The organism is Hyphomonas jannaschiana VP2 (assembly GCF_000685215.1).
GTDB lineage: Bacteria > Pseudomonadota > Alphaproteobacteria > Caulobacterales > Hyphomonadaceae > Hyphomonas > Hyphomonas jannaschiana.
In genome coordinates, this window is the sequence record NZ_ARYJ01000002.1 from 332,027 (window position 1) to 350,524 (window position 18,498).

The 18,498-nt window shown below is 62.4% G+C and carries 17 protein-coding genes; 9 read left to right on the forward strand and 8 right to left on the reverse strand.

What is annotated here, in order from left to right; translation table 11 throughout:
- Window positions 1-525: 525 nt before the first annotated feature.
- The 3 genes from HJA_RS04350 to HJA_RS04360 form a co-directional block, all read right to left on the reverse strand.
- Window positions 526-1,014, reverse strand: a complete 489-nt coding sequence (locus tag HJA_RS04350; protein WP_035578618.1) for a hypothetical protein — start codon at window positions 1,012-1,014, stop codon at window positions 526-528.
- A gap of 79 nt (window positions 1,015-1,093) precedes the next feature.
- Entirely contained in the window at window positions 1,094-1,885 is a 792-nt protein-coding gene (locus HJA_RS04355; protein WP_035578620.1) for a hypothetical protein, read from the reverse strand.
- 166 nt (window positions 1,886-2,051) lie between these two features.
- Window positions 2,052-2,651, reverse strand: coding sequence for a murein L,D-transpeptidase catalytic domain-containing protein (locus HJA_RS04360; protein ID WP_051597353.1), 600 nt, complete (start codon window positions 2,649-2,651; stop codon window positions 2,052-2,054).
- A 298-nt stretch (window positions 2,652-2,949) separates the two neighbouring features.
- On the opposite strand from HJA_RS04360, the gene HJA_RS04370 reads away from it, so the two are divergent.
- From HJA_RS04370 to HJA_RS04410, 9 genes are all read left to right on the forward strand, one after another.
- Window positions 2,950-4,038 (forward strand): phosphotransferase family protein, encoded by a 1,089-nt coding sequence (locus HJA_RS04370; protein ID WP_035578624.1) that lies wholly within the window; start codon window positions 2,950-2,952, stop codon window positions 4,036-4,038.
- On the forward strand, window positions 4,035-5,273 hold the full coding sequence (locus HJA_RS04375) for an MFS transporter (RefSeq protein ID WP_081814520.1): 1,239 nt from the start codon (window positions 4,035-4,037) through the stop codon (window positions 5,271-5,273). The genes HJA_RS04370 and HJA_RS04375 overlap by 4 nt, the downstream gene beginning before the upstream one ends.
- 13 nt (window positions 5,274-5,286) lie before the next feature.
- Window positions 5,287-6,510, forward strand: coding sequence for a serine hydrolase domain-containing protein (locus HJA_RS04380; RefSeq protein ID WP_035578626.1), 1,224 nt, complete (start codon window positions 5,287-5,289; stop codon window positions 6,508-6,510).
- A gap of 31 nt (window positions 6,511-6,541) precedes the next feature.
- Window positions 6,542-7,453: a hotdog family protein gene (locus HJA_RS04385; RefSeq protein WP_035578628.1), complete on the forward strand. Its 912-nt coding sequence runs from the start codon at window positions 6,542-6,544 to the stop codon at window positions 7,451-7,453.
- A gap of 10 nt (window positions 7,454-7,463) precedes the next feature.
- Window positions 7,464-7,958, forward strand: coding sequence for a DUF4262 domain-containing protein (locus HJA_RS04390; protein WP_035578631.1), 495 nt, complete (start codon window positions 7,464-7,466; stop codon window positions 7,956-7,958).
- Window positions 7,955-8,869 carry a crotonase/enoyl-CoA hydratase family protein gene (locus tag HJA_RS04395; protein WP_051597372.1) on the forward strand — a complete coding sequence of 305 codons (915 nt, stop codon included), beginning with the start codon at window positions 7,955-7,957 and terminating at the stop codon, window positions 8,867-8,869. Before HJA_RS04390 ends, HJA_RS04395 begins: the two co-directional genes overlap by 4 nt.
- A gap of 60 nt (window positions 8,870-8,929) precedes the next feature.
- Complete coding sequence (locus HJA_RS04400) at window positions 8,930-10,210, forward strand: metal-dependent hydrolase family protein (RefSeq protein WP_035578638.1); 1,281 nt, start codon at window positions 8,930-8,932, stop codon at window positions 10,208-10,210.
- 154 nt (window positions 10,211-10,364) lie between these two features.
- Entirely contained in the window at window positions 10,365-11,237 is an 873-nt protein-coding gene (locus tag HJA_RS17875) for an OmpA family protein (RefSeq protein WP_206741668.1), read from the forward strand.
- A 268-nt stretch (window positions 11,238-11,505) separates the two neighbouring features.
- Window positions 11,506-12,861 carry a DEAD/DEAH box helicase gene (locus HJA_RS04410; RefSeq protein WP_035578640.1) on the forward strand — a complete coding sequence of 452 codons (1,356 nt, stop codon included), beginning with the start codon at window positions 11,506-11,508 and terminating at the stop codon, window positions 12,859-12,861.
- Here the strand turns inward: HJA_RS04410 and HJA_RS04415 are convergent.
- Genes HJA_RS04415 through HJA_RS04435 form a run of 5 tightly spaced genes read right to left on the reverse strand, consistent with a single transcriptional unit; the run spans window position 12,858 to window position 18,443 of the window.
- On the reverse strand, window positions 12,858-14,117 hold the full coding sequence (locus tag HJA_RS04415; protein WP_051597355.1) for an acetyl-CoA hydrolase/transferase family protein: 1,260 nt from the start codon (window positions 14,115-14,117) through the stop codon (window positions 12,858-12,860). The genes HJA_RS04410 and HJA_RS04415 overlap by 4 nt on opposite strands.
- 7 nt (window positions 14,118-14,124) lie before the next feature.
- Window positions 14,125-15,195: a DUF2855 family protein gene (locus HJA_RS04420; RefSeq protein ID WP_035578642.1), complete on the reverse strand. Its 1,071-nt coding sequence runs from the start codon at window positions 15,193-15,195 to the stop codon at window positions 14,125-14,127.
- Entirely contained in the window at window positions 15,192-15,950 is a 759-nt protein-coding gene (locus HJA_RS04425) for an enoyl-CoA hydratase/isomerase family protein (protein ID WP_035578644.1), read from the reverse strand. Before HJA_RS04425 ends, HJA_RS04420 begins: the two co-directional genes overlap by 4 nt.
- Window positions 15,947-17,278 carry a cytochrome P450 gene (locus tag HJA_RS04430; protein WP_035578646.1) on the reverse strand — a complete coding sequence of 444 codons (1,332 nt, stop codon included), beginning with the start codon at window positions 17,276-17,278 and terminating at the stop codon, window positions 15,947-15,949. The genes HJA_RS04425 and HJA_RS04430 overlap by 4 nt, the downstream gene beginning before the upstream one ends.
- 49 nt (window positions 17,279-17,327) lie before the next feature.
- Entirely contained in the window at window positions 17,328-18,443 is a 1,116-nt protein-coding gene (locus HJA_RS04435; RefSeq protein WP_081814523.1) for a pseudouridine synthase, read from the reverse strand.
- Window positions 18,444-18,498: the final 55 nt, after the last annotated feature.

Consider the following 18,498-nt stretch of genomic DNA (forward strand, 5'->3'; position numbering starts at 1 on the left):
GGTTCGCGATTGGCTTTTCAGGGGGCCGGCGCGAACGGAACTCATACCGATGACGCGGCTGCGCGCTGGTTTATCCAGATTTGTCCGGCTGGGAGAGAAAACCCGCCATGTCATCTATCGCGGGGGGGGGGGGGGACAGGATGACATGGCGGGCGGTTCGCCGTTCGGTTTCCAGGGGGGAAGAAACGCTTCGAACGGGACCTCTCTCGTGACACTGATATGGGGTGACAGGGGCCGGTGTCCATGACCCTCACGCGTTCGTGAGAGGTGAAATTCCGGTAAGGAATCCGGGGCGGAAAAGGCTCTGAAACAGAGGTGCCCGCCATACTGTCTGCTGGGTCAGGGGGGAGGGAGGCGAGACAGTATGGCGGGCAGTTCGCTGCATCGTTTCAGGGAGGAATCTACAGCGAACGGGACCGGTTGCGGCGAACCGCTTACCGGTCTAACGCGGTACGCTGCGCTTCCCGTCGCAGGAATCTCAATCGTGGCGGAAGTTTAATCTGAAGGTCGCGTCGACAACGCCGCTTACTTGATCGCTTGCAGATCGTCCCAGTACTCGATGGGAGGAACATCGCGGATCATTTCTTCAACCATCGCAGTGAACCCGGCATTGAAATACCCGGAGGTGATGCCCCAGAGCGCGCGCCCGCGCTCGGTGCCGAGCACGAAAAAGATCACGCCGCGATAGGTTTCCCAGGACTCCTTGTCCATGGCGCCGGATTTGTATTGCAGCCATTCGTACTCGCGTGCGCGCATCTGGCCGATCATCCAGAAGATCGCCTTGGTTTTCTCTTCGAAACTCGGCGTTTCGACTTGTGACATGATCCTGCCGAGTTCCGGAAACTCGACGAATTTGTAGACGCCGGTCTGGTCGTTCGCGAGCTGCGTCTGCCGTGACTCCGAGCGCAACAGCACGGTACCCTGACGGACCTGTATGGTCAGGAAGATCAGGGTGGCAGCAACGACGACCACACCGGCGATCTGGGCGATATAGGCAATCTGCTCAAGGGTCATTGTGGCTCCAGTTCCGTGATCAGGCCAGCTGCCCGGCTTTCAGGGAATGACGGGAAAGCATTTGTAATGCGGCGGAGGGTCATGGCGCGGCATCGCTCTCGCGGCGTGAGCCTGACGCGCCCAGTTCCTTGGCCAGCTCAGTATCCAGCACGGTCAGGACCGCAATGCGGTCTTCGTACCGGTCGAGGAATGACTCCAAGCGTGCGATGTTGTCGCTGTACTCGCTGAGGAGGCCTTTATTCCCGCGTATCTGGTCGATGTCACAACTATATCGCCACACCAGGCCTTTGTCGTCACGGCCCGCACTTGGAGAAACGTAGCCTGCATCTTCAGCACGCCCCACTTCGAGCCAGATGGCGTCCGGATACCGGGTGTGAAGCCGGAAGAGTTCGCTGACCGCTTCTGCCCGCGCAGCACGGGAACGTTCCTGCACAACAGCATAGTCGCGGAGGGCCGCCTTCACGGAAGGGTTAGAAATGAGGTCAAACCGGCCGGAGGCAAGAAGTTCATCAAGGCTCGACAATGCTTCGGTGGGCGAGGGCATCCAGTGAGAGACGAGCAGAGCCCAGCACTCTTCATTGGTGAGTGGCCGTGACGGCGCGAGCGAGAACATGACGGAATTAGCGTCTGTGGCCAGCCCAATGCGAGGGCTATGTGCGGCGAGCTCTTTTTTCTGTGTGTCCAGAAGTGAGCGGGTCTCCTCCTGCAGGCGCAAGAGCAGGACCTGCTCGCTGTTTCGCTCAACCCGCGCCGCGTTCCAGTTGTTGACCTGCAGACCGATGAACACGCCGAAGACAACAATCAGCGTCTCGATGACGACGGTGAACCAGTCCTGCTTGCGGAGCGCGGTGGTGAGACGGCGGAGGATCATGGGGCGGCCTCGGGATTTGAGGGCGGGCCGTCAGCGACCGGTTTCCTGCGGATTCCGGACAGGAAATCAGGCAGCTTCAAGCGCATGAACTGTCCCCCTCATCCATATGGCCGAGGTTTACATTAAGGGGTTTTGAGGGGCTGACAAGAAATTGTCAGAAGGCGTGTCACTTGCCGACGTAGATCAGCGTGCGGCGGGGCACGTCTTTCAGGAAGGTGGCCAGGTCTTTCTTCGAGAAGACGATGCAGCCATTCGAGCGGCCGAGCTTGCCCCATTTCTGCAGGAAGGAGGGCTCGGCATAGTCGGCAGCGTGGATGACAATGGTCCGGGCGCGGGCATTGGCATTCGTCGGGTCGAGGCCGTCGAGACGGAGAGACTTGCCATGCTTGCCGACATATTGCTCAGCCAGCAGGTAGGCGCCTTCCGGACTCGCCGAGGAGCCGGGCACGTCGGAGAACTGGTCGAGGAAGCCGTCATGGTCCGGGTCGGAGCCGGATCCATGGGCTGCGCGGAAAGCGGCTTCGACAAGGCCGGTCTCCAGATTGACCAGATATGCGCGCTTCTCGTCAGAGCGGCGGGCATAGTCCACGACGACGAGGTGGGTCTGGTCTGCGGTGTCGCTATGCGCTTTCAGGGAAGCCAGGGCCTCGCCCAGCAGTTCCGGCCGGATCAGTCCCTGCGGGTCGACGGGAATCGCCGCCGCGGGCAGTGCAGCAAGACAGAAGGTGGCGAGACTGACACCGGTACAGGCCAGAAAACGTCTCATGGTGCCTTTTCACTCCTCACAGGTGCAGCGAGCCGGGCGGTCTTTGCCGTTAGGGAAGCAGCCTTCCCATGATGTAACATACGCCCAGCTTCTCGCCAGATCATGAATGTGACAAGCCCCGCCAGACATACACTCGCGATGCAAATGAGGGTCAGGGCCGTGATGAGCGTTTTGATCTGGAGCATGGCGCGTGCCTTTCCTTGCCGGGCAGGTCACGCGGACGTCGCGGAAGGCCTTGGCGCAGCGTGGCCCGTGAGTATTGTATCTTCTGAGAAATTGCGGAAATGAGGGCAGGAAAATGGCCGACGCGCCGAAAGCTAGCGATCTGTTCACCGGCACCAAAGAGGTGGCGGAGACGCACAAATTCGACGAGGCCGCTCTGGCCGCCTGGATGGAAGAAAATGTCGAGGGCTATGAAGGCCCGCTGGAAGTCCGCCAGTTCAAGGGCGGTCAGTCCAATCCGACCTACCAGCTCGTCACCCCGAACAAGAAATACGTCATGCGCCGCAAGCCGCCGGGCAAGCTGCTGCCCAGCGCCCATGCCGTGGATCGCGAGTTCCGCGTGATCTCCGCGCTCTATCCGCTCGGCTATCCGGTCGCGCGGCCCTATGGCCTCTGCACCGACGATTCGGTCATCGGCACGATGTTCTATGTCATGGACATGGTGGAAGGCCGGATCCTGTGGGACGGTACCCTGCCGGACTATGAGCCGGCTGAGCGCCGCGCCATCTATGAGGCCAAGGTGAAGACGTTTGCCGACTTGCACAATGTCGACTGGCGCGCCGCCGGCCTCGAAGGCTTCGGCAAGGAAGGCGACTATGTCGCCCGCCAGATCCACCGCTGGACGAAGCAGTACAAGGCCTCCGAAACCCAGCACATTCCGGAGATGGAACAGCTGATCGAGTGGCTGCCCAAGAACATCCCGCCGGGGGACAAGACCACGATCGTCCATGGCGACTACCGTCTCGACAATATGGTGCTGCACCCGACCGAGCCGAAAGTGATTGCCGTGCTCGACTGGGAGCTTTGCACGCTGGGCGATCCGCTGGCGGACTTTTCCTACCACCTGATGAACTGGGTGATGCCGCCGGGCGACAGCTCGCGCGGGTCCATTATGGCCATTGACGACCTCAAGGCCTGGGGCATCCCGACCATGGAGGAATATGTCGACCTCTACTGCAAGCATACGGGCCGCGATGGCCTGCCGGAGCTCGACTATTACTTCGCCTATAACGGCTTCCGTCTCGCGGGCATCCTGCAGGGCATCATCGGCCGGGTGCGTGACGGCACCGCCAACAGCGCCAATGCCGAAAGCAACGCCGCGCGCGTTGTGCCGCTGGCGCAGTTTGCCGCCGACTATGCCCGCCGCGCCGGGATGCCGGGGTGACGCCTGACCCATCCGGTGACGGGGACACCTCGCCTCAGCACACGCAACGCCTTGGGCGGCGGGACCTGATCCTGCTGACCCTGGCGGGTGCCGTGGTGACGGCCAACGCCTATTACATCCATCCGATCATTGCGCTTGTAGCGAAGGATTTCGGCGTATCGCCGTCCGAGATCGGGCTGGTACCGGCGCTGAACCAGATCGCGCTGGCGCTGGGCATCCTGCTGTTGCTGCCGCTCGGAGACCGTGTATCGAACCGCAAGCTGGCGACCATCTTCGCGACCGGCCAGCTGGCCGGCCTGATCGTCATGGCACTGGCGACCGACTTCCGTGTCTTCGTGGCGGGTTCCACCTTTCTCGGCTTCTCCACGATCACGCCCTATCTGTTGCCGGCCTATGCATCAAAACGCGTTGCCCCGGAGCGGCTGGGGCAGGTGACAGCAACGCTGACCACCGGCGTGATCGGTGGCATCCTTCTGGCGCGGGTCGGGGCAGGCTGGGTCGGCGAGCATCTTGGCTGGCGGACGGTTTACTTCATTGCTGCGTCCGTCATGGCGGCGGTCACCTTCATGCTGCCGCGGATCATGGATGAGCGTGAAAAGTCCGACAAGGACACGCCGAAGCACAATTATGTCGGACTCGTCCTGTCGGTCTTTCCGATTATCCGGAAGCATCCGGAAGTGTTGTTGTCCGGCACCATTCAGGGGCTCGGCTTCGGCATCTTCCTGTCGGTCTGGCTTGGGCTGGGTCTCTACCTGACCAGCCCGGCGATGGGCTATGGCGCCGACACGGTAGGCTATCTGGCGGCGATCTCGTTGCTGAACCTGATGACGACGCCGCCTATGGGCGCCTGGGCCGACCGGATCGGGCCGCGCAAGGCGCGGGTCTTCATCGCAGTGCTGCAGTTCTGCGCCGTCTGTTTGCTGGGCCTGTTCGGCCACAGCCTGTGGCTGCTGCTGATCCCGATCATGATGATGAACGTCGTGGGCCCGCTGATCGACATCACCGGCCGGATGACCTTCCTCAGCCTGCCGCCCGGTGTGCGGACGCGTCTGATGACGGCCTATATCGTGCTGATGTTCGTCGGCGGTGGCATGGCCAGCTGGGGCGCGACCTACGCGTATGAACATGCCGGCTGGCATGGCACGACCACGCTGACGCTCTGCCTGTCCGGCCTGTTGCTGACTTTGTCTTTCTTGGGCTGGCGGTTTGGCCCGGAGCGTGGTGGAAAGGTGTGAGGAGGAAGCGGGCATGGTCCTTTTGAAACGCGTGAGCCTTGTGTTCGCCGCGCTGATCGTGGCGGCGGGGATCGGCTGGATCCTGATCGGGCCGGAATGGCGGTCGCTGCTGGCGCACCAGCCGTATGGCCGGGACGTCTTGTTCTGGAACCAGGCGCAGCGCGATGCGGGCTTCCGCATGATCGACCGCATCCCTTTCGTCATCGAGTCCCATACCATCGCCCATGGCGAAACGGTGCGTGACCTGCCCGAAGGCGAGCCGCTGGACCCCGGCATCGATCTGGATGCCTATCTCGCCTCGAACCGGACAGCAGGCCTTGTCATTCTGCAGGACGGCAAAGTCCGTCTGGAGCGCTATGAGATGGGCTTTCGCCCGGATGGGCGCTGGACCAGTTTCTCTGTTGCCAAATCCCTGACTTCCACACTGGTCGGCGCGGCCGTGAAGGATGGAGCTATCCGCAGCATAGACGATCCGGTGTCGGACTATATCGATGAGTTAAAGGGCTCTGCCTATGATGGCGTGACGGTCCGGCAAGTGCTGACCATGACGTCGGGTGTCGACTGGAACGAGGATTACAGCGATCCGCAATCCGATGTCGCCCGGTTTGACCTGCAGGAAGCGGAGCCGGGCAAGAGCGCGCTGGCGACCTATATGGCGGGCCTTGGGCGCGCGCACCCGGCCGGTGAGGTGTGGAACTACTCCACGGGCGAGACCAATCTGATCGGCGTGCTGGTGAGCCGTGCTACAGAGCGGGAACTCGCCGGCTACCTCTCTGAAAAGATCTGGGCGCCCTATGGCATGGCGCAAGATGCAACCTGGCTGCTCGGCCATGACGGGCATGAGATCAGCGGCTGCTGCATCCAGGCTTCGGTGCGGGACTATGCGCGCTTCGGACAGTTCATGCTGGAAGGCGGCAAGGCTGGCGGACAGGATGTGCTCCCTGAGGGCTGGATTGACGCTGCCACCGTGAAGCAGGCCGACATCGGCTCGCCCGGCGAAGGCTATGGCTATCAGTGGTGGACCTGGGATGACGGCTCCTATCAGGCGGATGGCATCTTCGGGCAGGGCATCTTCATCGATCCGAACCGCAAACTCGTCATCGCTTCAAACGCCAGCTGGACCTCTGCGCTTGGCGATACGGGCGGCGAATGGGAAGCCCGCAAGGCATTTTACAAGGCAATTCAACACGCCATCGATCTGGAGGCGGCGACACCGCAGGGTGACGCCGCACCATGATGGTGGCAGACTTCAGGAAAAGGGAAGCGCCATGACCGAGACGATCAAGGGACCGCTGCGCGCGCCGGTGCAGATGCTGCAGGAACAGTCCTATGACGGGCACAAAAGCCTGCATGACGACAGCGAGGCCGAGCGTCTCGGCATCAAGGCCGGGCCGATTGAAGGGCCGACGCATTTCTCGCAGTTCGTGCCCTATCTGGCCGACATTTGGGGCAATGACTGGTTTGAGCGCGGCTGCTTCTCCAGCCACTTCCTGAACATGGTGTTCGAGGGCGAGAAAGTCCGCGTCGAGGTCGACCGCCCGGCGCCCGGCGAGACCCGCACAATGTGCCGCGCCTTCAAGGAAGACGGCACGCCGGTGCTTGAGGCAAGCGCCTCCACTGGGCCGGATCATGGCGAGACACTGCTCGAAGGCCGGATGGCAAAGCTGCGCCCGGCAGGTGACCTCGTCATCCTGGAAGACATGAAAGTTGGCATGACCGGCGTCGCGGACGAAACCGTGACCATGGGCATGGACCAGCATATGGGCAGCCTCTATCCCTTCTCGCTGGCCGACAAGCTGAAAGTCATCACCGAGCCGATGGATGTTTACAGCGACGCTGCCGCGGGGCCTTGGGACAAGCCGATCGTTCCGCTGGAAATGGTCAGTGTACTGGGAAATTATTCCAGCCGCACGGCGAAGTTTCCGGTCAAGCAGCCAGCTATTGGCCTGTTCGCAGACCTTGAAGTGCGCATGGTCAACGGCCCGCTCCTTGTGGGCGAGACCTACATCCTGCGCCGCGAAGTCGTTGCCCTGTCACAAAGCCGCCGGGTCGAGAATTACTGGATCCGCACGAAATTCTTCGACAAGTCCGGCGATAAGCAGATTGCCGAAATGCTGCTCAATCACGGTGTGATGAAAGCGAGTTATCCGAACTATCCCGCAGACAAGCTGCCCGCCTGAGGAGACAGACATGGCACTTTCACCCGAATTGCAGGCCGTGGCCAACAATGTCGACCGCGATGGCTGGACCAAGGTCTATGTCCAGAAGGACCCGGCGAACCCGAACTCGCGCCTCCTGTTCACGGTGACTGTGGGCATGCAGGAAAAGTTCGGCCTGCCGGAACTGGTCATCTTCGGCCTGAACCCCGAAACGGCTGACGGCATGGTGCACAATGTCGCCGCCAAGCTGGTAAACGAGAAGAAGTGGACGGGTGAGCCGCTCAGTATGGGTGGTGTGCTGAACGAAGCCGATGTCGAGCTGCGTCCGGTCCATCCGGAACATCTCGGCGAAGTAGGCGCGATCAACATCATGATCCGCCGAGAAACGGGGCGCCCACCGCTGAGGGGCATGATCCAGGTGTTCTGGCCGGGCGATGATGGCCGCTTCCCGTGGGATCCGGAGAGTACGGACGAATTCCGCGACCAGCCGAGGCTGGATATTTCATGGAAGAAGGCGGGACCGTGAGCAGATTTGAGACGCTTCTCTATTCGACGCAGGACGGGCATGCGCGCATTACGCTGAACCGGCCGGACAAGCTGAACGCGCTCTCCTATGTCATGCAGGCGGAACTCTCCGCCGCCCTCTGGGAAGCGGACAATGACCGGGATGTGCATTGCGTGATCCTTGAAGGCGCCGGCCGGGCCTTCTGCGCGGGATATGACCTTTCCGGCGCGGATGGCGATGTGCCTGTCTCTCCAGTAGAGGACAAGGACGCCAGATCCTATCGCGGTCATCGCAGCATTGATGATGACGCCTGGCAGCTGGAGCGCCAGCAGCGATGGCGGATGGCACTGTTCGACATGCACAAGCCGGTGATCGCCAAAGTGCACGGCTATTGCCTGGCGGGCGGGTGCGACCTTGCCCTCCTGGCTGACATGGTGATCGCTGCAGATGATGCGACCTTTGGCTTCCCGCCCGCGCGGGACCTTGGCGCGTTGCCGAACAATTTCTGGGTCTACAATTGCGGGCCGCAATGGGCGAAGCGCCTGCTGCTGACCGGCGATACCGTGACCGGCACAGAGGCGCAGGCCATTGGCCTGATCCTGAAAGCCGTGCCGGGCGAGCATCTGGAAGACGAAGTCGTCGGTCTGGCTGGACGGATGGCGAAGATCGATCCGGACCTCCTGTCTGCCAACAAGCGGATCGTGAACCTCGCCATGGAACTGATGGGCGCGCGAACGCTGCAGCGTCTCGCAGTCGAAAACGACGTACGCGGACACAATACGCGTGCAGCGGACGGCTTCCGGGCGAGCGTTGCCGAGAAGGGGCTGAAAGCCACACTGAGGGCGCGCGATGCGGCGTTCGGCGATGGACGCGCCCGCGTCTTCGGCCCGGAAACACGCGACGAAAACGGCCGTCTGACGGATGATCCGTGACACCAATTGCGGTGATCTGGAGAGGCGGCTAGGGTGCCGGCAACTTAGAGGGAGACTCTCATGAAAAGGTTTGGTCTGGCCGCGTTGGCGGCTGTGGCGTTCGCAGGCATTGCAACTGCGCAGGACGCGGTGATCCATGCAGGTTACCTGCTGGCAACGCCCGGAGACGGCTATCTGCGCAAGCAGACGATCATCGTGGAAGACGGCCGGATCGTTTCGGTCGAGGCCGGTTACAAGCCGGGGCCGAAAGGCGTGCCGGTGATCAATCTGCGCGACGCCTATGTCCTGCCGGGTCTGATCGACAGCCATGTCCACATCACCAGCGAATCCGGCCCCGGCGAGCGGATCCGGGCCTTTGAGGAAACCACGGTCGACCAGGCGTTTGATGGCGCCGGCTATGCCCACAAGACGCTGTTGGCCGGGTTCACGACGGTGCAGGATGTCGGCGGCTCGAACGATTCCGTGTTCGGGCTGCGCGACGCCATCGCCAAAGGCCTTGTGCCCGGGCCACGCATGCGGGCGGCCGGTCAGGCCGTGTCGGTCACGGGTGGTCATGGTGACATCAACGGCTATGCGCCGGACGTCATGGCGCTGTTCACCGGTACGAACATCTGCAATGGCGCCGATGACTGCCGCCGGGCTGTCCGTCAGCAGGTGAAGGAAGGTGCGGACGTCATCAAGATCACCGCAACGGGCGGTGTGATGTCCAACACCAAGGCCGGTCTGGAACAGCAATTCACGGATGACGAGCTGGAAGCGATCGTCGAAACGGCGCACTCCATGGGCCGGCAGGTGACGGCGCACGCGCATGGCAAGGGCGGGATTGAATCGGCCCTGCGCGCGGGGATCGATTCCATTGAGCATGGCACCTATCTGGACGATGAAACCATCGCGCTGTTCAAAGAGCACAACGCAACGCTGGTGCCGACCGTTCTGGCGGGCGCAACGGTGAGCGGCTGGGTGGACGAGGCCTGGTTCCCGGAAGCAAGCCGCCAGAAAGCCGCTATTGTCGGCCCTCTGATGCAGGACATGCTGCGCCGGGCCCATGAAGGCGGCGTGAACGTTGCCTTCGGCACCGATACCGGTGTCTCGAAACATGGCGACAATGCGCAGGAGTTCGCCCTGATGGTGGGCGCTGGCTTCACGCCGGAAGAGGCCATTCGCGCGGCGACGGTCATTGCGTCCGAACATGTCGAGATGGATGCCGACATCGGCACGATCGAGCCGGGTAAATATGCAGACATCATTGCTGTCACGGCCGATCCGCTAAAGGACATCACGGAACTCGAAGACGTGGATTTCGTGATGAAAGGCGGCGTCGTCTACAAGAAGGAAGACTGACCGCACCTGCCGATGAGCCTTCGCCCGGCCCGCGAAGGGTTTTGACAAGGCGGAGCGAACGCCGGATGCTGTGCAGGGATCCGGGCCCAACCGGCCCGGATCATGCATGGGGCCTGTGAGAAACACGGATCCTGAAGGCATAAGGAAAGACAAGATGGCTCTGGCGACACGAATGGTTACCGGTGCTGCGGCAGTCCTGGCGCTGGCCGCCTGTTCGGGGCAGGACAGTGCCCAAACGGCACAACCGACGGCCACTACGGCCGAGGCGGATTGTATCCCGATTGCGGACGGCACCTATCAGATCCGTGACGGCAAGATCCTTGTCATGCGCACAGATGCGTCGGCTGTTCCGGAACCGGCCCCAATCCCCGATCTGCCGGCAGGCGCTGTCGGCTGGGCGGCAAAGCTCGAACAATCCTTTGCTACGGGCCAGTATCCCTGGCTTGGCCTCCAAGTACGCGATGGCATTGCCGCTGTGATCGGCACAGCCCCGGGCCTTGCTGCCCGCGATGTGAGCTTCATCACCGCAAAATCCATGATCGAGAACGATCCGGAAGGCGCGGAGAAGGCAGATCTCATCGTCAATGCGATGGGCGTCGAAGGCATCGAGGACCGCCTCGGCGCGGGCTTGACCCGCCTGATGATGAGCGATCTGACCGTCAGCGACTGCCAAGATGCCTTCAATCAGACCCTGCGGGTCGATGACATCGATTTCCCGGTGAACATGGCTGTGCTGAACGCGGCGGAACTGCCCGTGGCAGACATGGTGACCGGTATCGCGCGGCTTTGCTCTGCCCACAATATCGAGATCGCCGAACATACGGACTCGCGCGGATCGGACAGCTATAACCTCCAACTTTCCCGCCAGCGCGCCAAAGCCATCCGTGACTACATGGTCGAGCGCGGCGTGGACGAAGCTGTGCTGACGGCCAAGGGCTATGGCGAATCCCAGCCGGTCGATAGCGGCAATTCCGCAGAGGCCCGTGACCGGAATGAACGGACCGAGATCATCGTCACCGCCCGCTGATACAAAGGGCCGGAAACGGATTTTCTCATTCCCTTCATTGACTGTTCATTCAAACAGGGCCATGTGCCCCCTGTCGCAGCGCCGGAACAGGCGCATGGGGCAGGCAGCGTGAAACGTGCAGCGGGTGAGCCCGCCGCGACCGGCCGGCCCCTTCAGGCATTCAATCAATGCCGTTGCCCCTGATCGCGCGGGGCTTCCACACAATCAAACCCTTCAGGGCGTACTGCGCGCAGGCATGCCGCGCGTCCGCTCGAATGAAAGACTATTTATGACCAAGTTTTCCGACCTCGGCCTGAATCCGCTTCTTATGAAAGCCATCGCGGAAGAAGGCTATGAGACGCCGACCCCGATTCAGGCACAGGCCATCCCGCTGCTGCTGGAAGACAAAGACCTTCTGGGCATCGCCCAGACCGGCACCGGCAAGACGGCGGCCTTCGCGCTGCCGACCCTCGATTTCATGCTGGAGTTCCCGCAGAAGCGCCGGGCACGGAGCGCCCGTGTTCTGGTGCTGGCGCCGACCCGCGAACTTGCCGGCCAGATCGCCGACAGCTTCCGCACCTATTCGCGCCACATGGACTGCAATGTGCAGACCGTGTTCGGCGGTGTGAACATCAATGCGCAGCGCCGCGCCCTTCAGGGTGGTGCAGACGTGCTGGTGGCAACGCCGGGCCGTCTGCTCGACCTTGTCGGCCAGAAAGCCGTCAGCCTGCAGGAAGTCGAAGTCCTGATCCTCGACGAAGCCGACCAGATGCTGGACATGGGCTTCATCCACGACCTGAAGAAGATCGTGGCGCAGGTGCCGAAGGACCGGCAGACCCTGCTGTTCTCGGCCACCATGCCGAAGCTGATCTCCGATCTTGCGCAGCAATTCCTGGACAATCCTGTGCGCGTGTCCGTCACCCCGCCTTCCACCACGGCGGAACGTGTGGACCAGGGCGTCTACCACGTGTCCAACAATGACAAGCTGGAACTCCTGTTCGACGTGTTGAACAATCCGGAAATTGACCGGGCCCTTGTCTTTACCCGGACGAAGCACGGCGCGGATAAAGTCGTGCGCAAGCTACTTGCCAAAGGCCTGGACGCCAAAGCCATTCATGGCAACAAATCCCAGCCGCAGCGCCTGAAAGCGCTGGACGCCTTCAAGAACGGCACGTGCAAGGTGCTGGTCGCGACCGACATCGCCGCCCGCGGCATCGACATTGACGGCATCAGCCATGTCGTGAACTTCGAGGTTCCGAACGTGCCGGAACAGTATGTGCACCGTATCGGACGTACCGCGCGTGCCGGGCGGACCGGCCTTGCTGTGTCCTTCGTGGCAGAAGATGAGCGCTATTACCTGCGTGACATCGAGAAGACGATTGGCATGGAAGTCGACGTGCTGAAGGCCCCGGACGGTACGAAGGTGGACCTTCTGCCGACGCCGGATCCGAACGAACGCCTCTACAAGCCGAAAGGCCCGGCCCGTGGAAACGGCGGTGGCCGTTCGGGTGGTGGCGGTCGTGGTGGCCAGCGCCGTCCGCAAGCCAAAGCCAAGCCGCAAGGCGGCGCAGGCAAGCCCGGCGGTAAGCAGGGTGGTCGCAGCCGGGGCGGCAAGAAGCGGAAGCTGGAAGGCGCGCGCGGCTAGAGGCTGGCGCGCAGCCTCGCCCAGTCATTGGCGAGGCTGTCGCGGAAGGCCGGTGCGGCGACGGCGATCAGCCGTTCGGCGCGCTGGTCAACATCTGCGGTGGCCAGGTCCGCCACGCCATGCTCGGTCACGACATAGCCGGCTTCGGCGCGGCTGAGCGTGACCGTCGGCGAGGTGAGCTGTAGCACAATCCGGGACAGGCTGCCGCCGCGCGCCGTGGCGGGCAGGGCGATAATGCTGCGCCCACCGGCTGAGAGCTGAGCCCCGCGCACGAAATTCCCGAGGCCGCCCGTGGACGCCACCTGCCTGCCTTTCACCCATTCGGAATTCAACTGGCCGAACAGATCTACTTCGACCCCGCCATTGATGGCGGCGAGACGCGGAATGGCGGCCAGGACCGGCACGGAATGCGTGACGCTGACAGGCTGGAAGTTGAAGCGTGGGTCTGACCCGGCTGCCTCATAAAGTGGCGGCGTGCCGATGGCCGTGCCGGTCAGGATCGAACCGGGCGCGGAACTGATCGCTCCTGAATTCACCGCTTCCAATGCGGCATCTGTGATCATGCCTGTATGAATACGGATATTCCTGTGATGTGCCGCTGCGGCCATGGCGATCTGCTGAACGCTGCCAATGCCGGACTGGACGGTGAACCCATCCCCCAGCAGCGTGGCAACATTTGCGGCGATGGCCTTTGCTTCATCTGGCAGTGGGGGGTCACCCAGTGTGATCAGAGGCGTATCATCTTCAATGACGTCTGCAAAATCGGAGAGAGGCAAACGCGGCGATGTTGCCGGGAAGGGCATATCCGGACGGATGACCGCGATCCGGCGCACCTTGCCTCGTGCCATGACGGCGGGCGACATGTCCGTGCCGAGGCTGAGAGAGACGTCACCGCGTTTGTCCGGCGCTGATACGGGAATGAAGGCGGCATCCAACGGCACCGTCTTCAGCCATTCATACGCCCCCGAATAGTGGATGGGCGTGAGGTGGTAGCGGCCGTCCTCAAAAGCAGAGCGGTATTCCGAATAGAGAAACGTGCCTTCCGCACGGCTACCCGGATGAAATCCCGTCCAGGCCGTCCGGTTTATGCCGGGCAGCCAGTGGCCGATGAAGGTCGCGCCGTCGGCGAGATCCGGTTCATCCCGAAGCGTGGTTGCGATGCAACCCGGTTCAGCCGGGCCGCCGGGAACATAGATACGCGGCTTGCCGCCCGTGGCGGCCCTCAGGTCACGAAGCAGGTCTGCTGTTGCCGTCAAACGCGCCTCATGGCGTGAGGATCAGGCCCGAGGCGGGGCTGACATCGGCATCCAGTGTTTTCAGCCATGCGGTGGTGATTGCCTCATGCCCTTTGCTCTGTTTCGGTTTCACGAATTTGCGGGACGCCTTGTAGAAGCTGAGCAGCGACTGGCCAAGTTTGGCATTCAGCGCATTGGCGCCGATCTGCTTGGTGCGTTCAGCGGCATAGGTTGGCACAAAGAAGAATTCCGGCTGCGGATCTGGAAGCTGGATCGGCGCGCGATTGCCTTCCCAGTCTGTCACCCCGATGACGAGGCTGCGCACGAGACGGTCCTTGAGTGCATTGTGCACATCGGCGGTCAGCGCCGGGCGGCCGAGGAAATCGACAAAGGCGGTCAGGCCGCGGGCATGGAGCCGGTCCGCATCCGCATAGGTCCGCACCCGGCCATAGAGACCGGTCGATTCCACGAATGACTTGTTGCCCTTCGACGTCAGCGCGACCGTGTCCACATTGCCGCGCTGTTTCAGGCAGTGCGCCAGCGCCATGGCCGTTTTGGATGAAGCGGAGGAGATCACGACGGTCTCCGGGATCGGATCGCCCGTTTCCATCAGGGAATCGTCAATCATCCAGCCCGTGGTGAACAGCGGACGGAACAGCATTTGCTGCGCCTCGAACTCCTTGTCATAGGAGGGGTCTGCTGCGGTGAAGATGTAGGTGTTGTAGATCGGCGCCATAGGCTGGCGGTGCTCGGCGCCGTCAATAAAGCTCGCCTTGCCGACCTTGGCGGGCTTCACATCGAAGCGGTCAGAGATCGGAAGGTATCCGTAGACGCGCTGGCCGGCTGAGACGCCCTCGGCCTTGGACTCCTCCACCGTGGCAAAGCCCCAGACTGGTACCCGCCCGAAGGCCGGGTCGGCGGCTGGAAAAAAGTCCCAGTATTTCATGGCGTCGCCGAATGTGGCGTAAGTCACATTGTTGGCCGTCAGGGCGAAAGCCTCAACCTTCAGACGGGCGCAGCCATCGGCCAGCGGTGCGGCTGGCTGATCGGCCCATTGAACCTCGCGCAGATCTTCGCGGCGGATGAGAAAATCGCTCATTTTTTCGCTTTCGGTGACTTCCCTGTAAAGGCCCCGATTCGAGCCTGCATGTCAGGCCCCACGCCCTCACTGTTGAGTACCTCCCATTGCAGGCCGCTGTCCATATCGCGTGCATCGGTCGCTTCCAGAAGGCGCTTGTTGGCGGCATGAGAAAAGGCAGAGTTTTCCGTGATCTGTCCGGCCAGTTTTTCGATCGCTGCGTCGAACTCGGCATCCGGCACGACCATCTCGGTGAGGCCGATGCGGAAGGCTTCGTCTGCGCGGATCATTTCCGCTGTGAACATCAGACGCTTTGCGGTGGCGATCCCCACTCGGCGGGGCAGGCGCTGGCTCATGCCCCAGATCGGTGTCAGCGCCCATTTGGCGTGTGTGTCGCCGAAACGGGCGCTCTCAGCGGCGATGATGAAGTCTGCCGCGAGGGCGACTTCCAGTGCGCCGGTATAGCAATGCCCGTGCACCGCCGCGATCACCGGCTTCGGCAGGCGCTCCATCAGGCGCAGCGTTTCGGAATGCCAGCCGCGGGATGGCACGGCTTCCCCCTCGGCGATGTCGGCCAGGTCATGCCCGGCGGAGAAGCATTTGCCTGCGCCGCGCAGGACGACACAGCTGATCGTGTCGTCCTTGTAGAGATCGGACACATGCGCGCGGAGTTCGCGAAACATGCCGACTGTCAGGGCATTCAGCTTGTCCGGACGGTTCAGGGTGAGAATAGCGCAGCCATTCTTGTCCTGACGGGTAACGAGGGCGTCTGTCATGTTCCGAGATCCACCATGAGGCTGGAGATGGCGTGGACGAAATTGTTCGGCGCAATGGTCTGTTCGCCCGTCCATTTCACATCCGGGAAGCGCGACAGGATCTGGCGGTAGGCGGCTTCCAGCTGCATATTGGCAACACGCTGTCCGAGGCAGACATGCGGGCCGTGCCCGAAGGCGAGGTGTTCCTTGGCATTTTCACGCGTGATGTCGAACCGGTTCGGATCCGGGAATTTCGCCGGGTCGCGATTGGCTGCGGCATAGTACATGACCACCTTTTCGCCTTCGGCAATCGGCTGGCCGCCGAGTTCCGTATCGGTGGTTGCAGTCCGGCGCATATAGGTGACCGGGGAGACCATACGGATCGCTTCGTGGACGAAGTTCGGGAACAGATCCGGGTTGGCCTGCAGTTTTACCTTCTGATCCGCAAACTCCGTCAGCAGGCGCATCGTTCCGGAGAGGGAGTTTCGGGTCGTGTCATTGCCCGCGAACACGATCAGCAGCCACGAGCCGTCGAGGAATTCGGGGCTCAGCGGCTTGCCGTCGATTTCGACATTGGCGATGGCGGAGAGGAGGTCCTCTTTCGGTTCCTTCCGGCGCTCGGCGAGCAGGTGGCGGCCGAAATCGAACATCGCCTGGATTTCGTTGATGAACTCCATCATCTCTTCCGGCGTTACATTGCCGAGGCCTTCCTGCTGGGCCCGGTATTGCGAGGTTTCCAGGAAGTGCATCCAGTGGACCAGTTTCGGCCGGTCGGCCGCTGGGACGCCGAGGATTTCACATAAGGTGAACAGCGGCAGTTCGGCGGAGAACATTTCCACCATGTCGACCACCGGGCCTTGCTTCTCCATTGCGTCGAGCAGTTCGGTCATATAGGCATCCACGCGCTTGCGAAGTTCGGCGACGAAGCCCGGGCGGAAGAAGTGCATGTGCTCCATGCGAAGCGGCGTGTGGTAGGGCCGGTCCAGATTGATCAGGCTGTTCAGGCTGGAAGAGTGCAGCAGCGGATGGCGCGGCTGGTCCGGCAGGCCGTAGGTCATCAGGATGCCGCCCCGCTGGGACGAGTAAGTCGCCGGGTCCAGCTCAACCTTCTTGACGAGGTCATAGGAGGTGACGGCCCAGAAGCCGGCGGCGGCCTGTTCCGGATGCCACATTACCGGGGCCTTTTCCCGCATCAGGGCGAAGGCTTCGTGCGTGTAACCGCCATGGCTGGAAAAGACCTCCGGATCGGTGAGGTTCACCGGCGGAGCGAGATCAAAAACGGGCGCGTTCGAAGGCGCCTGCGGCGGGACTTCCTGCTGATACGTGTCGGTCACATTCTGAAGCGTCATGCAATGCCTCCCTTATGGCGATCACCACGGGCGGCATTTGAGCGCCGTCTCAGCGTGGCTTGCTGCGTTTTCTGTTGCCTGACAACTTACCGGAAGGCGGCTTGCTGCCAAGGCGTGACTTGACGGAAGGATGTTTCGCGGAAGGGGATTTCTCGGCCGGAGGCTTGGCGCTGGTCGACCATTCCTCATCCGGTTTCCGGCCCTTTTTGCTACGCGGTTTGGGCGGCGGTTTCGGACCGGGCTTGCCACCGCGCGGCGCAGGCTTGCGAGGCGTGGTGCTAGTGCTTTGGCGAACAGGCGCGCCGTCCTTAAGCCCCTCATAGAGGTGCCCGACCGCTTCGGCGAGCAGGTCCGGCGGCACTTCATCCACCTGGCCGGGCTTCAAATCGACCAGTTCGAATGGGCCATAGGAAACCCGGATCAGCCGGTTGACCATCAGGTCCAGCGATTCCAGCGCGCGCCGTACCTCGCGCTTCTTGCCTTCGGCCAGTGTAACGGTCAGCCAGTTGTTCGCGCCCGTTTCCCGGTCAAGCACCGCGCGGATCGGCTGGTACTTCACGCCCTCGACCGTGATGCCCTGGGCGAGCTTCTCGATCTTTTCCGGCGTCACCGTGCCGTGGGCACGCACACGATAGGTCCGCTCCAGCCCGCTGGACGGCAGTTCCAGGGCTCTCGCCAGCGCACCATCATTGGTGAGCAGCAACAGGCCTTCAGTGGTGAGGTCCAGGCGGCCAACGGTCACCACGCGGGGCAGGGTGCGGGGCAGTTCGTCGAAGATGGTCCGGCGGCCTTCCGGGTCCACATTGGTCGTGATGAGGCCGGATGGCTTGTGATAGCGCCAGACGCGGGTCGCTTCCGGCGCAGAGATAATGCGGCGGCCGACGCGGATCAGTTCCTTGCCGGTCACCTTGAAGGCGGGCGACGTCAGCTTCTTGCCGTCGACGCTGACTTTGCCTTCTTCGATCAGGCGCTCGACTTCGCGGCGCGAGGCGACGCCAGCCCGCGCGAGATATTTCGCGATGCGCTCGCCTTCACTCCAGTCGGGTTCCGCGGCGGGGCCGCGTGCTTTGGTGGTTTTGTTTACGGGGCCGCGCTTGCTGCCCGGTTTGCCTTGCGCGCCCGCAGGGTTGCGGCGCAGGCGGCCCGTCTCTCGACGCTCCGTCATGATGGCTTCCTTTCAATGTCAGAGGCCCGAATCCGTCATCCGGGCCTCCGATGCA

Coding starts and splice junctions, on each gene's coding strand:
- HJA_RS04350 (WP_035578618.1), bottom strand. CDS start 1,014: ATGACCCTTGAGCAGATTGCCTATATCGCCCAGATCGCCGGTGTGGTC.
- HJA_RS04355 (WP_035578620.1), bottom strand. CDS start 1,885: ATGATCCTCCGCCGTCTCACCACCGCGCTCCGCAAGCAGGACTGGTTC.
- HJA_RS04360 (WP_051597353.1), bottom strand. CDS start 2,651: ATGAGACGTTTTCTGGCCTGTACCGGTGTCAGTCTCGCCACCTTCTGT.
- HJA_RS04370 (WP_035578624.1), top strand. CDS start 2,950: ATGGCCGACGCGCCGAAAGCTAGCGATCTGTTCACCGGCACCAAAGAG.
- HJA_RS04380 (WP_035578626.1), top strand. CDS start 5,287: ATGGTCCTTTTGAAACGCGTGAGCCTTGTGTTCGCCGCGCTGATCGTG.
- HJA_RS04385 (WP_035578628.1), top strand. CDS start 6,542: ATGACCGAGACGATCAAGGGACCGCTGCGCGCGCCGGTGCAGATGCTG.
- HJA_RS04390 (WP_035578631.1), top strand. CDS start 7,464: ATGGCACTTTCACCCGAATTGCAGGCCGTGGCCAACAATGTCGACCGC.
- HJA_RS04400 (WP_035578638.1), top strand. CDS start 8,930: ATGAAAAGGTTTGGTCTGGCCGCGTTGGCGGCTGTGGCGTTCGCAGGC.
- HJA_RS17875 (WP_206741668.1), top strand. CDS start 10,365: ATGGCTCTGGCGACACGAATGGTTACCGGTGCTGCGGCAGTCCTGGCG.
- HJA_RS04410 (WP_035578640.1), top strand. CDS start 11,506: ATGACCAAGTTTTCCGACCTCGGCCTGAATCCGCTTCTTATGAAAGCC.
- HJA_RS04420 (WP_035578642.1), bottom strand. CDS start 15,195: ATGAGCGATTTTCTCATCCGCCGCGAAGATCTGCGCGAGGTTCAATGG.
- HJA_RS04425 (WP_035578644.1), bottom strand. CDS start 15,950: ATGACAGACGCCCTCGTTACCCGTCAGGACAAGAATGGCTGCGCTATT.
- HJA_RS04430 (WP_035578646.1), bottom strand. CDS start 17,278: ATGACGCTTCAGAATGTGACCGACACGTATCAGCAGGAAGTCCCGCCG.
- HJA_RS04435 (WP_081814523.1), bottom strand. CDS start 18,443: ATGACGGAGCGTCGAGAGACGGGCCGCCTGCGCCGCAACCCTGCGGGC.